This is a genomic window from Streptomyces sp. NPDC018263 (genome assembly GCF_055562575.1).
The window spans coordinates 519,413-532,969 of record NZ_JBVHFA010000001.1; the positions used below are offsets into that span (position 1 = coordinate 519,413).

At 73.0% G+C, this 13,557-nt stretch carries 15 protein-coding genes; 6 read left to right on the forward strand and 9 right to left on the reverse strand.

Features of this window, described 5'->3' with window-relative positions; all coding sequences use genetic code 11:
* The first annotated feature begins 193 nt into the window (after positions 1 to 193).
* From ACZ3HQ_RS02365 to ACZ3HQ_RS02375, 3 genes are read left to right on the forward strand one after another with little or no spacing between them, the layout of a single operon-like run.
* Entirely contained in the window at positions 194 to 1,498 is a 1,305-nt protein-coding gene (locus tag ACZ3HQ_RS02365; RefSeq protein ID WP_467507243.1) for a magnesium transporter MgtE N-terminal domain-containing protein, read from the forward strand.
* Positions 1,491 to 2,060, forward strand: a complete 570-nt coding sequence (locus ACZ3HQ_RS02370; RefSeq protein ID WP_467507245.1) for a DUF1003 domain-containing protein — start codon at positions 1,491 to 1,493, stop codon at positions 2,058 to 2,060. The genes ACZ3HQ_RS02365 and ACZ3HQ_RS02370 overlap by 8 nt, the downstream gene beginning before the upstream one ends.
* 42 nt (positions 2,061 to 2,102) lie before the next feature.
* Positions 2,103 to 3,236, forward strand: coding sequence for an Mrp/NBP35 family ATP-binding protein (locus ACZ3HQ_RS02375; protein WP_359702498.1), 1,134 nt, complete (start codon positions 2,103 to 2,105; stop codon positions 3,234 to 3,236).
* Positions 3,237 to 3,296: 60 nt separating this feature from the next.
* On the opposite strand, the gene ACZ3HQ_RS02380 is transcribed toward ACZ3HQ_RS02375, so the two are convergent.
* The 5 genes from ACZ3HQ_RS02380 to sigE all read right to left on the reverse strand — a co-directional run bounded on the left by ACZ3HQ_RS02380 (position 3,297) and on the right by sigE (position 8,354).
* Positions 3,297 to 3,968, reverse strand: a complete 672-nt coding sequence (locus ACZ3HQ_RS02380) for a hypothetical protein (RefSeq protein ID WP_467507967.1) — start codon at positions 3,966 to 3,968, stop codon at positions 3,297 to 3,299.
* Between the two features lie 274 nt (positions 3,969 to 4,242).
* Complete coding sequence (locus ACZ3HQ_RS02385; RefSeq protein ID WP_467507248.1) at positions 4,243 to 4,686, reverse strand: sec-independent translocase; 444 nt, start codon at positions 4,684 to 4,686, stop codon at positions 4,243 to 4,245.
* Between the two features lie 84 nt (positions 4,687 to 4,770).
* Positions 4,771 to 6,645, reverse strand: coding sequence for a S1C family serine protease (locus ACZ3HQ_RS02390; protein ID WP_467507250.1), 1,875 nt, complete (start codon positions 6,643 to 6,645; stop codon positions 4,771 to 4,773).
* Between the two features lie 69 nt (positions 6,646 to 6,714).
* Positions 6,715 to 7,575, reverse strand: a complete 861-nt coding sequence (locus ACZ3HQ_RS02395) for an anti-sigma factor family protein (RefSeq protein ID WP_467507251.1) — start codon at positions 7,573 to 7,575, stop codon at positions 6,715 to 6,717.
* Positions 7,572 to 8,354 carry an RNA polymerase sigma factor SigE gene (gene sigE / locus ACZ3HQ_RS02400; protein WP_467507253.1) on the reverse strand — a complete coding sequence of 261 codons (783 nt, stop codon included), beginning with the start codon at positions 8,352 to 8,354 and terminating at the stop codon, positions 7,572 to 7,574. The genes ACZ3HQ_RS02395 and sigE overlap by 4 nt, the downstream gene beginning before the upstream one ends.
* A gap of 158 nt (positions 8,355 to 8,512) precedes the next feature.
* Between sigE and ACZ3HQ_RS02405 the strand changes: the two genes are divergently transcribed.
* Positions 8,513 to 9,226, forward strand: a complete 714-nt coding sequence (locus ACZ3HQ_RS02405; RefSeq protein WP_467507255.1) for an O-methyltransferase — start codon at positions 8,513 to 8,515, stop codon at positions 9,224 to 9,226.
* Between the two features lie 86 nt (positions 9,227 to 9,312).
* Here the strand turns inward: ACZ3HQ_RS02405 and ACZ3HQ_RS02410 are convergent, their stop codons facing one another.
* Positions 9,313 to 9,480 carry a DUF3117 domain-containing protein gene (locus ACZ3HQ_RS02410; RefSeq protein ID WP_018544333.1) on the reverse strand — a complete coding sequence of 56 codons (168 nt, stop codon included), beginning with the start codon at positions 9,478 to 9,480 and terminating at the stop codon, positions 9,313 to 9,315.
* 381 nt (positions 9,481 to 9,861) lie between these two features.
* On the opposite strand from ACZ3HQ_RS02410, the gene chcB reads away from it, so the two are divergent.
* Complete coding sequence (gene chcB / locus ACZ3HQ_RS02415; RefSeq protein WP_467507257.1) at positions 9,862 to 10,668, forward strand: 2-cyclohexenylcarbonyl CoA isomerase; 807 nt, start codon at positions 9,862 to 9,864, stop codon at positions 10,666 to 10,668.
* A 49-nt stretch (positions 10,669 to 10,717) separates the two neighbouring features.
* Here chcB and ACZ3HQ_RS02420 read toward each other — a convergent pair whose 3' ends face one another.
* Both ACZ3HQ_RS02420 and ACZ3HQ_RS02425 read right to left on the reverse strand, forming a co-directional pair.
* A complete protein-coding gene (locus ACZ3HQ_RS02420; protein WP_467507259.1) occupies positions 10,718 to 11,314 on the reverse strand; it encodes a DNA-3-methyladenine glycosylase I in 597 nt (198 codons plus the stop codon).
* Entirely contained in the window at positions 11,311 to 11,658 is a 348-nt protein-coding gene (locus ACZ3HQ_RS02425; protein WP_467507261.1) for a DivIVA domain-containing protein, read from the reverse strand. The genes ACZ3HQ_RS02420 and ACZ3HQ_RS02425 overlap by 4 nt, the downstream gene beginning before the upstream one ends.
* A 155-nt stretch (positions 11,659 to 11,813) precedes the next feature.
* Between ACZ3HQ_RS02425 and folP the strand changes: the two genes are divergently transcribed.
* The gene (folP, locus tag ACZ3HQ_RS02430; RefSeq protein ID WP_366571983.1) at positions 11,814 to 12,674 is read left to right on the forward strand and encodes a dihydropteroate synthase; all 861 of its coding nucleotides are present in this window, start codon (positions 11,814 to 11,816) and stop codon (positions 12,672 to 12,674) included.
* 61 nt (positions 12,675 to 12,735) lie between these two features.
* Here folP and ACZ3HQ_RS02435 read toward each other — a convergent pair whose 3' ends face one another.
* Positions 12,736 to 13,494 (reverse strand): LOG family protein, encoded by a 759-nt coding sequence (locus tag ACZ3HQ_RS02435; RefSeq protein ID WP_366571982.1) that lies wholly within the window; start codon positions 13,492 to 13,494, stop codon positions 12,736 to 12,738.
* Positions 13,495 to 13,557 lie beyond the last annotated feature (63 nt).

The window sequence follows — 13,557 nt, forward strand, 5'->3', positions numbered from 1 at the left end:
CAGCGTACCGGGGGCACGCGCCCCGAGCGGAGCCCGTCCGTCCGGACCCCCCACCGGGGCGTTTCCGATCGGTACGGGCTAGCCTGAAGCGCACAAGCGTGGCCATATCGGAGCGAATCCGCACCAAATATCTACGCACCAAATATCTACGCAGCCCGTCCCCCGCGTCCCGAGCACGGCAAAGGAAGCACAGATGGCAGCCGGTGTCCCCCGGATCTTCGTCTCGCACCTCGCCGGGGTCCCCGTCTTCGACCCGGCGGGCGACCAGGTCGGCCGGGTGCGCGACATCGTCGTCATGCTGCGCGTCGGCCGCCGTCCGCCCCGCGTGCTCGGGCTGGTGGTGGAGCTGTCCACCCGGCGCCGCATCTTCCTGCCGATGACCCGCGTGACCGGCATCGACTCCGGCCAGGTCATCTCCACCGGTGTGGTCAACGTCCGCCGCTTCGAGCAGCGGCCCACCGAGCGCCTGGTCTTCGGGGAGCTGCTGGACCGCCGGGTGAAGCTGGTGGAGACCGGCGAGGAGGTCACCGTCCTCGACCTCTCCGTGCAGCAGTTGCCGGCCCGCCGGGAGTGGGAGGTGGACCGGGTGTACGTCCGCAAGGGCAAGAAGGGCGGCGCCTTCCGCCGGGCCAAGGGCGAGACGCTGACCGTGGAGTGGTCGGCCGTCACCGGGTTCTCCCTGGAGGAGCACGGGCAGGGCGCGGAGAACCTGCTGGCCACCTTCGAGCAATTGCGCCCCGCCGACCTCGCGAACGTCCTGCACCACCTCTCCCCCAAGCGGCGCGCCGAGGTGGCCGCCGCCCTGGACGACGACCGGCTCGCGGACGTGCTGGAGGAGCTGCCGGAGGACGACCAGATCGAGATCCTCGGCAAGCTGAAGGAGGAGCGCGCCGCCGACGTCCTGGAGGCCATGGACCCCGACGACGCCGCCGACCTGCTGGGCGAGCTGCCGGAGGAGGACAAGGAGCGCCTGCTGAGCCTGATGGAGCCCGAGGACGCGGCCGACATGCGGCGCCTGATGTCGTACGAGGAGCACACCGCGGGCGGGCTGATGACCACCGAGCCGATCGTGCTGCGCCCCGACGCCACGGTCGCCGACGCGCTCGCGCGGGTCCGCAACCCCGACCTCTCCCCCGCGCTCGCCGCCCAGGTGTACGTCTGCCGCCCGCCCGACGAGACGCCCACCGGGAAGTACCTGGGCACCGTGCACTTCCAGCGGCTGCTGCGCGACCCCCCGTACACCCTGGTCAGCTCGCTGCTCGACGACGACCTCCAGCCGCTGTCCCCGGACGCCACGCTGCCCGTCATCGCCGGGTTCTTCGCCACGTACGACATGGTCGCCGCCCCCGTGGTGGACGAGTCGGGGTCGCTGCTGGGCGCGGTGACCGTGGACGACGTACTCGACCACATGCTGCCCGAGGACTGGCGCGAGACGGAGTTCCACCTGGACGAGCTGCCGGAGGAGGAAGCCGGCCGCGGGGCGGGCACACATGGCTGAGCGTGAGGCCGGCCGCGAGGGCCGCGACCGTTCCCCCGCGGGCGCCACGGCGACCCGGCCGCGTACGCCGCGACTGGACCAGCCGCGCCCGCCGCGCCGCAGGGTGCTGCCGGAGTGGGACCCGGAGGCGTTCGGCCGGCTGTCGGAGCGGATCGCCCGGTTCCTCGGCACGGGCCGCTTCATCGTCTGGATGACGGTCGTCATCATCGTCTGGGTGGTGTGGAACGTCGCCGCGCCGGACGCGGTGCGGTTCGACTCCTACCCGTTCATCTTCCTGACCCTGATGCTGTCCCTCCAGGCGTCCTACGCGGCGCCGCTGATCCTGCTCGCGCAGAACCGGCAGGACGACCGCGACCGGGTCAACCTGGAGCAGGACCGCAAGCAGAACGAGCGGTCCATCGCGGACACCGAGTACCTGACCCGCGAGATCGCCGCCCTGCGCGCGGGCCTCGGCGAGGTCGCCACCCGCGACTGGATCAGGTCCGAGCTGCAGGACCTCGTGAGGGAGCTGGAGACGGAACGGACCGGCCGGCCGCCGGGGCGTGACGCAGACGACCGCTGAGGCACTGGCGGTCGGCCCACCCGAGCGCCGTACCATCGTCGTATGGCTACGGAAGACGCGGTGCGCGAGGCGCTGTCGACGGTGAACGACCCCGAGATCAACCGACCCATCACCGAACTCGGGATGGTCAAATCGGTGGAGATCGGCGCGGACGGAGCGGTCGCGGTCACGGTGTACCTGACGGTCTCCGGCTGCCCCATGCGCGAGACGATCACCCAGCGGGTGACCGACGCGGTCTCCCGCGTCGAGGGTGTCACCCGGGTGGACGTCACGCTGGACGTGATGAGCGACGAGCAGCGCAAGGAACTGGCCAGCGCGCTGCGCGGCGGACAGGCCGAGCGCGAGGTCCCCTTCGCCAAGCCCGGCAGCCTCACCCGCGTCTACGCGGTCGCCTCCGGCAAGGGCGGTGTCGGCAAGTCCTCGGTGACGGTGAACCTGGCGGCCGCGCTGGCCGCCGACGGCCTGAAGGTCGGCGTGGTGGACGCCGACATCTACGGGCACAGCGTGCCGCGCATGCTGGGCGCGGACGGCAAGCCGACCCAGGTCGAGAACATGATCATGCCGCCGTCGGCGAACGGCGTGAAGGTCATCTCCATCGGCATGTTCACCCCGGGCAACGCCCCGGTCGTCTGGCGCGGCCCGATGCTGCACCGGGCGCTCCAGCAGTTCCTGGCGGACGTGTACTGGGGCGACCTGGACGTGCTGCTGCTGGACCTGCCGCCGGGCACCGGTGACATCGCCATCTCGGTGGCCCAGTTGGTCCCGAACGCGGAGATCCTGGTCGTCACCACCCCGCAGCAGGCCGCGGCCGAGGTCGCCGAGCGGGCGGGCTCGATCGCGGTGCAGACCCACCAGAAGATCGTCGGCGTGGTCGAGAACATGTCCGGGCTGCCCTGCCCGCACTGCGACGAGATGGTGGACATCTTCGGCACCGGCGGCGGCCAGCTCGTCGCGGACGGCCTGACCCGCACCACGGGCGCCACGGTCCCGGTGCTGGGCAGCATCCCGATCGACGTGCGGCTGCGCGAGGGCGGCGACGAGGGCAAGCCCGTCGTGCTGACCGACCCCGACTCCCCGGCCGGCTCGGCCCTGCGTGCCATCGCGGGCAAGCTGGGCGGCCGTCAGCGCGGCCTGTCGGGGCTGTCGCTGGGCATCACCCCGCGCAACAAGTTCTGAGCCCGGACACGACGGGAGGGGGCACCGGCGGATTCCGCCGGCGCCCCCTCCCGTGTGTTCTCAGGCGTACGCGCCGATGTCCTTGACGACGGCGAAGCCGAGCCCGTAGGCGCTCATGCCCCGGCCGTACGCGCCGACGTGGACGCCCGCCTCGGTGGCACCGGCGAGCACCCAGCCGAACTCAGACTCCCGATAGTGGAACGGCGTGGCAACCCCGTCCACCGGCAGCGAGAGCTTCGCCCACTCCGAGCCGTCGAGGTCGTCGGCCAGCGCCCAGGCGGTCTCGGTCTGCTGGTCCAGCCAGTCGTCGCGCAGGGTGTGGTCCATCTGGCCGGGCCAGGTGACGGACAGCAGCCCCACCCCGGCCAGCCAGGCCGCCGAGGAGACCGAGGTGGCCTCCAGCAGCCCGGTGCCGTCCGCGCTGCGGCGGGAGGGGTTGACCGGCACGGTGACGACGACGGCGAACTTCTCGCGTGGCTCGTCCGAGGAGTTCGCGCTGTGCTCGTTGCGTACGGAGGGCTCGTCGCCGTGCCCGATCGAACCGTGCTCCACCGCACCGTCGGCGGCCAGGCCGACCTGGAGCAGCCAGCGCTGGCCCGTGAACGCCTCGTCGAGGCCGTACCAGGGGAAGGGTGCGCGCAGATAGCCGTCGACCGTCCGGCCGCCGAGGGGGCCGCGCCGGCCGCTCTCGGTGGCCGGCGTCTGCGCGCTTACCCGACTTGTGGTCTCCATCTGCCCGGACGCCTCCTCGTTCTCGTCGGACCGGGGCAAGGGCCCGCCCCCCTTCGGGCGTACGCGCCCGGTCCGCACAACAACTCGGCAGCATATCCACACCGCTGGGGCCTGCCCGGAATGCGACGGGCGCATGGGGCTCCGGGGACGGCCGAACGCGGGAGGTCCGGTCGGCGCACACGACGAAACCCGCCCGGTGAGGCGGGTTTCGTGGCGTGTCGTGATCCGTTCGGGCGGCGCGGGGCCGACCGGGTGATGCCCTCCGGTACGGGCGTCAGGTCGCGTCGGCGTCGAAGGGCGGGCGGTCGTCCTTGGCCGGCTCCGGCTTCTTCGTCATGTCGACCCGGCCGCCGGAGGGGGCCGCGGTGGTCGGGGCAGGGAGCGCCGGGGCGGTGTCGTGACCGTTCACGGAGTCCGTCAGCTCGGCCATCTCGCGCTTCAGGTCGAAGGTACTGCGGATGTCCTTGAGGCCCAGATCGTCGTTGTCGAGCTGCTTGCGCAGGAACGCCTTGGGGTTGAGGTCCTCGAACTCGAAGTCCTTGAACTCCGGGCCCAGCTCGCTGCGGATGTCGTTCTTGGCGTTGTCCGAGAACTCCCGGATCTTCCGGAGCGTGCGCGTGACGTCCTGGATGAACTTGGGGAGCTTGTCCGGACCGAAGACGAGCACGGCGAGGACGATGAGCGTGACCAGCTCAAGCGGCCCTATGTCATTGAACACCTGAAAGCTCCTTGCGTGTCCTCGGTCGCTCAACCGTACCCGGCACACCCGTGGGACCGGTACCGCCCCGAGGTGAGACTTGCGTCAGTTCTGCCCGGCCGCCCCCAGCCTCAGCGTGACGCTCCGCTCGGCGCCGGGGCGGCCAACGGTCAGGCGGAGCCGGTCGCCGGGGCGGTGGGCGCGGATCTTGACGATCAGCTCCTCGCCCGAGTGGACGGGGTGTCCGTCGACCCCGGTGATCAGGTCGCCGGGCTTGAGTCCGGCCCGGTCGCCCGGTCCGCCCCGCTGTACGGCGGGGCCGCCCGCGCCGCCCTCGGTGTCGATACGGGCGCCGTCACCGGCGTAGTCCATGTCGAGGGTCACGCCGATCACCGGGTGGGTGGCGTGCCCGGTGTTGATCAGCTCCTCGGCGACCCGGCGGGCCTGGTTGGCCGGGATGGCGAAGCCGAGGCCGATCGAGCCGGAGCGGCTCTCGGCGGAGTCGGAGTCCCGGTCGGCGGAGCGGATGGCGGAGTTGACGCCGATCACGCGGGCGTGGGCGTCGAGGAGGGGGCCGCCGGAGTTGCCGGGGTTGATCGGGGCGTCGGTCTGGAGGGCGTCGACGTAGCTGACGTCGGTGCCGTCGCCCTTCTCGCCGCCCGCCGTGATGGGGCGGTCCTTGGCGCTGACGATGCCGGAGGTGACGGTGTTGGCCAGGTCGAAGGGGGCGCCGATCGCCACGACGGGGTCACCGACGCGTACGGCGTCGGAGTCGCCGAGGGTCAGCGGGGTGAGCCCCTGGACGCCCTTCACCTGGACGACGGCCAGGTCGTAACCGCTGTCCCGGCCGACGACCTCCGCCTCCGCGGTGTCGCCGCCGCTGAACGTCACGGTGATGTCGCCACCGCCGGACGCGGGTGCCACGACGTGGTTGTTGGTGAGGATGTGGCCCCGCCCGTCGAGCACGAACCCCGTCCCGGTCCCGGCCTCGTCGCCACCCCGCACATGCAGCGTCACCACGCCGGGCAGCGCCCGCGCGGCTATCCCCGCCACGCTGTCCCGCTCCCGCCCGTCCGGCACGGCTCCGGCCCGCGGCAGCGTCACGGTGGTCGTCCCCTCCCGCTCGACCCAGGCCCCGACGACCCCGCCGATGCCACCGGCGAACAGCGTGACCCCGACAAACACCCCGAGAACCTTCCTCCACCCAGGCCACGCGTGCCGCGCCTCGGCCACGGGGGCGCCGGAGCAGTGCAGGGGGGCGCTCTGACGGGAGGGGGGCGTGGGGTCCCAGGGGTCGTAGCGGGGGGCTGCGGGGTCGGGCTGGGGCGCCGGGGACTGGGCAGGCGCCGGGGACTGGGCGTCCGCGTGGAGCGTGGCGGGGGCCGGGGGCGCGGTCGGGTGCGGCACGGGGGCCGGGGGGACCGGTGCATTCGCGTGGGGCGCGGCGGGCGCAGGGGGCGCGGGCGGCTGCGGGACGGGCGGGGCGGGGGCCCAGGGGCCGGGCTCGCCGTGGGGTGGCACCGGGGCGCCCTGAGACGGCGTCGGGTCCGGGCGGGGCGTCGCTCCGGGAACACCGGGCTCGACCGGAGACACCGCCGTGCCCTGGGCCGGGGTCGCCATGGGGTGCTGAACGGGCGGCGCGGGCGCCCAGGGGCCCGGCCCGCCGTACGGCGGGGTCCCGTAGGGGTCGGGGTCGTGCAACGGCTTGGGACGCCCGGAGCCGGCGTCACCCGCACGCGGGTCGGCGCGGCGGGCGTCGAGGGCCTCGTCCCCCGAATCCCACATGCTGTCGGGCAGTGGCTCGGCAGGGTTGTCGGGGACCTCGTCCCCGCCCCGCTCCGCAAGTCGGTCCGCCTCGGCCGGGTGCCGGGTGCCGGGCTCGTGGACTGTTCCGGAACCGGCGGAGCCGGCGGCAGCCGCCGGCTTGGCGAGTTCGAAGTCTTCGCTGGGCCCGGCCGGCTGCGGGTGACCCTCGTTCATGCTCTCCCCAGTCACGGTGTGGAGGCCGTACGGGGACGGCCTCACAGGATTCAACCAGGGATCGGGGGGTCAGGGGGCCGAGGGTGACGGGGAGTTGGTCGGGGCGGCTGCCGCGGTGGTCTCGGTGGACGGGGTCGCCAGGGTCCAGGAGTCCAGGGAGAACGGGGTGGTCTCGCCGAGCGGGCGTATCAGGGGGGAGACGGCGGCCGCGCCGGCCATCACCGGCATGGCGAGGTCCCGCGCGGTGTCCTGGACCCGCGCGTCGACCGGCGCCGGGATGCCCGGCAGCAGCGGCGCGGTGGCGGAGACCTGCGCGGCCGGGGTGCGGTTGAGCGTGCCTCCGCCCTGCGCGAGCAGCGGCGCGGCCGAGCGGCGCCGCTGAGTCTCCGGAGCACCCGTACCCGCCCCGGAGGCCGAGCGCGACGGCGCCACGTTGCTCCCGTTGCCCGAGCCGCTGCGGGCGTCGGCCGCGAGGTCGCCCGGAAGGGCGGTGGTGACTCCGCCGAGGGCCACGGCGGCCAGGGACACCGCTCCCGCGGCCGCCGCCGCGAACCGCAGTCCGCGCGAGGAGGGCCGGTCGGCGACGGGGTGGATACGGAAGCCGCGCTGCTCGGGGGCGTGCCCGGAGTCGGCCGGTACGTAGCTGAAGGCGAACCGCTCGCCGGGCCCGTCGGCGTCGCCGCCGGGGAGGCCCTGGAGGCGGGCGAGGAAGGACTCGGAGGGCGGCGGCGGGGCGGCCTCCGCGAAAACGTTCTTCAGCCGGCGCTGTGCGTCGGCCTCCGCCCGGCACCGGCAGCAGGTGGCCAGGTGGGCGAGGACGCGGTCGCGCGACTCATGACCGAGTTCTCCGTCCACCAGGGCGGAGAGCCGGTCTCCCAGATGCTGTTCCGCGAGGTGCGCCTCCGCGGGATCGGTTCCGGTTCCACTCACGCGGGCGTGCCCCCTCCCCCCAGCGCGGGCACGCGGGGCATGAACGAGCGGCGCTCGGCCTTGCGGGCCTCGGGGGAACGGTGGGCGAGGGCCTTGCGGAGCTGCGAACGCCCCCGGTGGATACGGGAGCGGACGGTGCCCAGCTTGACCCCCAGGGTCGCGGCGATCTCCTCGTACGACAGCCCCTCGATGTCGCACAGCACCACGGCCGCGCGGAACTCCGGCGCGAGGGTGTCCAGCGCCTGCTGGACGTCGGCGTCGAAGTGGGCGTCGTTGAAGACCTGCTGCGGGGACGGCTCGCGGCTGGGCAGGCGCTCGGCCGCGTCGTCGCCCAGGGCGTCGAAGCGGATGCGCTGCTTGCGGCGGACCATGTCCAGGAAGAGGTTGGTGGTGATGCGGTGCAGCCAGCCCTCGAAGGTGCCCGGCGAGTACGTCGACAGCGAGCGGAAGACCCGGACGAAGACCTCCTGCGTGAGGTCCTCGGCGTCGTGCTGGTTGCCCGTCAGGCGGTAGGCGAGGCGGTAGACGCGGCCGCTGTGCGTGCTGACGATCTCCTCCCAGGTGGGCGGAGTCCACGCCTGCCCGTCCGCGTCGGTGGCGAAGGTCGCGGTCTGGGTCTCGCCTGCGGCGGGACCGGTGGCGTGGTGGTCTGCAGCGGTGTCGGTCACGGATCTCGGCCTGCCCGACCCGAGAAAGCGCCGCAGCACTCCCCCTCGGTCCTCGGGTGCGGCCGCACCTCCCCTGTCGGCTCTGGTGGTGTCCAGTGGAGCCCCTACCATAGCCACCTCGCCCGTTAGCTCCGGATAAGCGGTTTTACGAAAATTTGACACGCGCCGACCCGGCTCGTCCGCCCGCGTCAGCATGTGCTCCGCACCCTCCGTCACCTCTCACCCCCCGTCGCGTGCCGGCCGCGCTCTTCGCGCGTGGTCTCTCCTGGGTGAACGCTCGGTCCCATCAGCGGGTTCCCGGCGCAACGGATACAGTCACGCCGAGGCAATCACGGGGACAGGAGAGGGTCATTACCGGCAACCGGCAGACGAGCTGGGCGTTCGCCGACGCCTTTGTCGCCGAGGACGAAGCGCTGCGCTGGGCCCGGGACCGTGCCCGCGACGCGGGGCTGCGCTCGGTGGCGCCCAGCACGGGCGCCGCGCTGCGACTGCTCGCCGCCTCCGTGGACGCCAAGGCGGTCGCGGAGATCGGCACCGGCTGCGGGGTGTCCGGAATCCACCTGCTGCACGGAATGCGCCCCGACGGCGTCCTGACCACCGTCGATCAGGAGCCGGAGCACCAGCAGTCCGCCCGGCAGGCGTTCCGCGCCTGCGGCTTCGCCAGCAACCGCGCCCGCTTCATCCCCGGCCCCGCCCTCGACGTGCTGCCCCGCCTCGCGGACTCGGGCTACGACCTGGTCTTCTGCGACGGTGACCGGCTGGAGTACTCGGACTACCTCGCTGAATCGTTGCGCCTGCTGCGGCCGGGCGGGCTGGTGGTCTTCGAGGGCGTCTTCGCCAGCGGCCGTACGGTCGACTCCGGCCCGCAGCCCACCGAGGTGGTCCGGCTGCGCGAGCTGCTGCGCACGGTGCGCGAGAGCCCGGAGCTGGTGACCTCGCTGCTGCCGGTCGGCGACGGCCTGCTCTGCGCCGTCAAGCGCTGATCCCGCGGCGGCGGCCCCCAGGACACGCGACTGCCCCGGCACCTGAACGGGTACCGGGGCAGTCGGAAGGAAAAGATCGCGGCGCGTCAGACGACGACCTTCTTGAGGGCGTCGCCGAGCGCCTCTGCCTCGTCGGGGGTCAGCTCGACGACGAGTCGACCGCCGCCTTCGAGCGGAACGCGCATGACGATGCCCCGCCCCTCCTTGGTCACCTCGAGCGGGCCATCACCCGTCCGCGGCTTCATGGCCGCCATGCTCGTACCCCTTCCTGAAACCAGGCTCATCGTCTGCCGACGACCCCACGGAGGGCACCCGCGGTCCAGGAGGGACACGCGACACCGGCATCGAACACATTGCTTCCCAGCCATTATCCCGCATCCCAGGACCCGATGACCAACATCGGTCCGCATCGCTTGGACAACGCGCGCGAGCAAAACCACTCAATTCGGGGATGTGCCTGCGATACTGCGCCGCCCCCGGCACACTCCCCGGCCACCTCTGTGGCGGTTTTGTTAGACGCAGGTCACACGTCCGGTGCGACTGCCGGGCCCGGATCTCCGCCATGCTGTCCCCGGACAACGACGTACCGGCCGGTACGTCGTCACGCGAAACGGACGAAACGGAGGGGACGCTCCATGGCCGACACCGTGCTCCACGAGGTCAACGACGGGCTCGCCACGATCACGCTGAACCGCCCCGAGGCGATGAACGCGCTGAACATCGCCACCAAGAACGCGCTGCGCGAGGCCGTCGAGGCCGCGGCGGCCAACGACGCGGTGCGGGCGATCCTGCTGACCGCGGCGGGCGACCGGGCGTTCTGCGTCGGCCAGGACCTCAAGGAGCACATCGGACTGCTCGCCGCCGACCGGGAGGGCGGGGGCGGGGGCCGGACGATGAGCACCGTCAAGGAGCACTACAACCCGATCGCGCGGGCGCTGGCGGGCGCGAAGAAGCCGGTGATCGCCGCGGTCAACGGCGTGGCGGCCGGCGCGGGCTTCGGCTTCGCGCTGCTCGCGGACTACCGCCTGGTGGCGGACACGGCCTCGTTCAACACCTCGTTCGCGGGCGTGGCGCTCAGCGCGGACTCCGGCATCTCCTGGACGCTGCCCCGCGTGATCGGCACGAGCCGCGCCACCGACCTGCTGCTCTTCCCGCGCACCGTCAAGGCCCAGGAGGCGCTGGAGCTGGGCATCGCCAACCGGGTCGTCCCGGCCGCCGAGCTGCGCGCCGAGGCGGAGAAGGTGGCCCGCGCCCTGGCGGAGGGCCCGACGGTCGCCTACGCGGCGATCAAGGAGGCCGTGGCGTACGGGCTGACGCACTCGCTGGACGAGGCGCTGGAGAAGGAGGACGAGCTCCAGACCCGCGCGGGCGCCTCCGAGGACCACGTCATCGCCGTGCAGGCGTTCGTGCAGAAGGAGAAGCCCAAGTACGTGGGCCGCTGACACCCTGAACGGCCGGGCGGGGAAAGCCACTCGGGCCCCCGCCCGCCCCTCAGCCGCGCGTGCCCGCGCCCCGGCTGACGCAGGCTTCGAGGTGGTCGTCGACCAGGCCGCACGCCTGCATCAGGGCGTACGCCGTGGTGGGGCCGACGAACCTCAGGCCCCGCTTCTTCAGCGCCTTGGACAGCGCGGTGGACTCCGGGGTCACCGCCGCCACGTCGCCCAGCACCCTGGGCACGGGCCGCCCGGCCGGGTCGGGGGCGTGGGACCAGATCAGCTCGTCCAGCTCGCCCTCGGACCAGCCCGCCAGCACGCGCGCGTTGGCGAGCGTGGCGTCCACCTTGGCGCGGTTGCGGATGATGCCGGGGTCGGCGAGGAGGCGCTCGCGGTCCGCCTCGGTGAAGGCGGCGACCTTCTCGATCCGGAAGTCCGCGAAGGCGAGCCGGAAGGTGGGCCGCCGCCGCAGGATCGTGATCCAGGACAGCCCGGACTGGAACGCCTCCAGGCTGAGCCGCTCGAAGAGGGCGTCGTCCCCGTGCACCGGGCGCCCCCACTCGTCGTCGTGATACGCGACGTAGTCCTCGGTGGACAGCGCCCAGGGGCAGCGCAGCGCGCCGTCCGCCCCGGCGAGGGCCTCCCCGGTGCTCATCGGCCGTCCTCCGGGCCGGGCTCGTCCGGCCGGGGCCGCACCGCGCGGGCCCCGGCGAGGGCGCTGAGGAGGTCCGCGATCCGGGCGTCCCGCTCGCCGAGTTCGGCGGCGAGGCGGCTGAGCGCGTCGTCCACGTCGGCCATGCGGTAGCCGCGCGCGGCGACCGGGAAGCGAAGGCTCTCCACATCGGCGCCGTGCAGCGGGCGGTCCGCGGGCAGCGGGTCCTGGAGCCGCTCGGGCGCCGCGTCCTGGAGCGGGGCGCTCTCGCCGCCGCCCACCACGGCGAGGGCCACCGCGCCGACCACGACGGCCAGCGCGAGGACCAGGAACAAGAACATCAGCATCGCCAGGGTTCCCCAAGCTCGATGTGCCGGACACCGGGCCCTTCGGACCCCGCGTCCGGAAGCCGGATGTGTCTGGGTCCGATCGTGCCATGCGAGGCTGACAGTCCGGGTCTTGAGGCGCCGGACGTCCGAGGTACGAGGAGAGGTCACAGGGGATGCTCAGGCTGGGCAAGCGGGAATTCGGGGCGCACGAACCGGTGATCATGGCGATCGTCAACCGGACCCCGGACTCCTTCTACGACCGGGGCGCGACGTTCGCCGACGACGCCGCCCTCGCGCGCGTGGAGCGCGCCGTGGCCGAGGGCGCGGCCATCGTCGACATCGGCGGGGTGAAGGCCGGGCCGGGCGAGGAGGTCACCGCCGAGGAGGAGGCCCGCCGCACGGTCGGCTTCGTGGCGGAGGTCCGCCGCCGCTTCCCCGACGTGATCATCAGCGTGGACACCTGGCGCGCCGAGGTCGGCGAGGCGGTGTGCGAGGCGGGCGCGGACCTCCTGAACGACGCATGGGGCGGCGTGGACCCCGGTCTCGCGGAGGTCGCCGCCCGCCACCGGGTGGGGCTGGTGTGCACGCACGCCGGGCGCGCGGAGCCCCGTACCCGGCCGCACCGGGTGGCCTACGACGACGTGATGGCCGACATCCTCGACGTGACCGTGGGGCTGGCGGAGCGGGCGGTGGCGCTGGGGGTGCCGCGCGAGTCGGTGCTGATCGATCCGGGGCACGACTTCAACAAGAACACCCGGCACAGCCTGGAGGCCACGCGCCGGCTGGACGAGATGGTGGCGACGGGCTGGCCGGTGCTGGTGTCGCTGTCCAACAAGGACTTCGTCGGGGAGACGCTGGACCGCCCGGTGAAAGAGCGGCTGATCGGCACGCTGGCGACCACGGCGGTCTCGGCGTGGCTCGGGGCGCAGGTGTACCGGGTGCACGAGGTCGCCGAGACCCGGCAGGTGCTGGACATGGTGGCGTCGATCGCGGGCCACCGGCCCCCGGCGACGGCCCGCAGGGGTCTGGCCTGACAGGGACTTGTTGTAGGGGGACGGCCGTAAGGGGCCGTCCCCCAGGGGGCGCGCCTCGGTACTACCGGGCCGCTTCCTTGGACACCAGGGCGACCGCCTCGTCCACGTCGTCCGTCACGTGGAACAGCAGCAGGTCCTTCTCGGCCGCCTTGCCCTGCGCGACCAGCGTGTTCCGCAGCCAGTCCATGAGCCCGCCCCAGTACTCGCTGCCGAACAGCACGATCGGGAAGCGGGTGACCTTCTGGGTCTGCACCAGGGTGAGCGCCTCGAACAGCTCGTCCAGCGTGCCGAGGCCGCCGGGCAGCACCACGAAGCCCTGGGCGTACTTCACAAACATCATTTTTCGGACAAAGAAGTACCGGAAGTTCAGCCCGATGTCGACATAGGGGTTCAGCCCCTGCTCGAAGGGCAGCTCGATGCCGAGGCCGACCGAGACGCCGCCCGCCTCCAGCGCGCCCTTGTTGGCCGCCTCCATGGCACCGGGGCCGCCCCCGGTGATCACCGCCCAGCCGGCCTCGACCAGACCGCGCCCGAGCCGCACACCGGCGTCGTACTCGGGCGAGTCCACCGGGGTCCGGGCCGAGCCGAACACGCTGATGGCGGGCGGGAGTTCGGCCAGGGTGCCGAAGCCCTCGATGAACTCCGACTGGATGCGCAGCACCCGCCAGGGGTCGGTGTGCACCCAGTCGGTGGGGGCGCGCTCGTCCAGCAGCCGCTGGTCCGTGGTGCTGGCCTGCACCTGGCCCCGCCGCCGGAGCACCGGTCCGAGCCGCTGCTCGTCCGGTGGGCGCTTCTTCCCCTCGGGGTTTCCGGTAGCCATGTGCGCTCCCTCCGCTTGCCGGTATTTCGTCCTCAGCCTAGATCCGCAACCGTTACGGAGGGG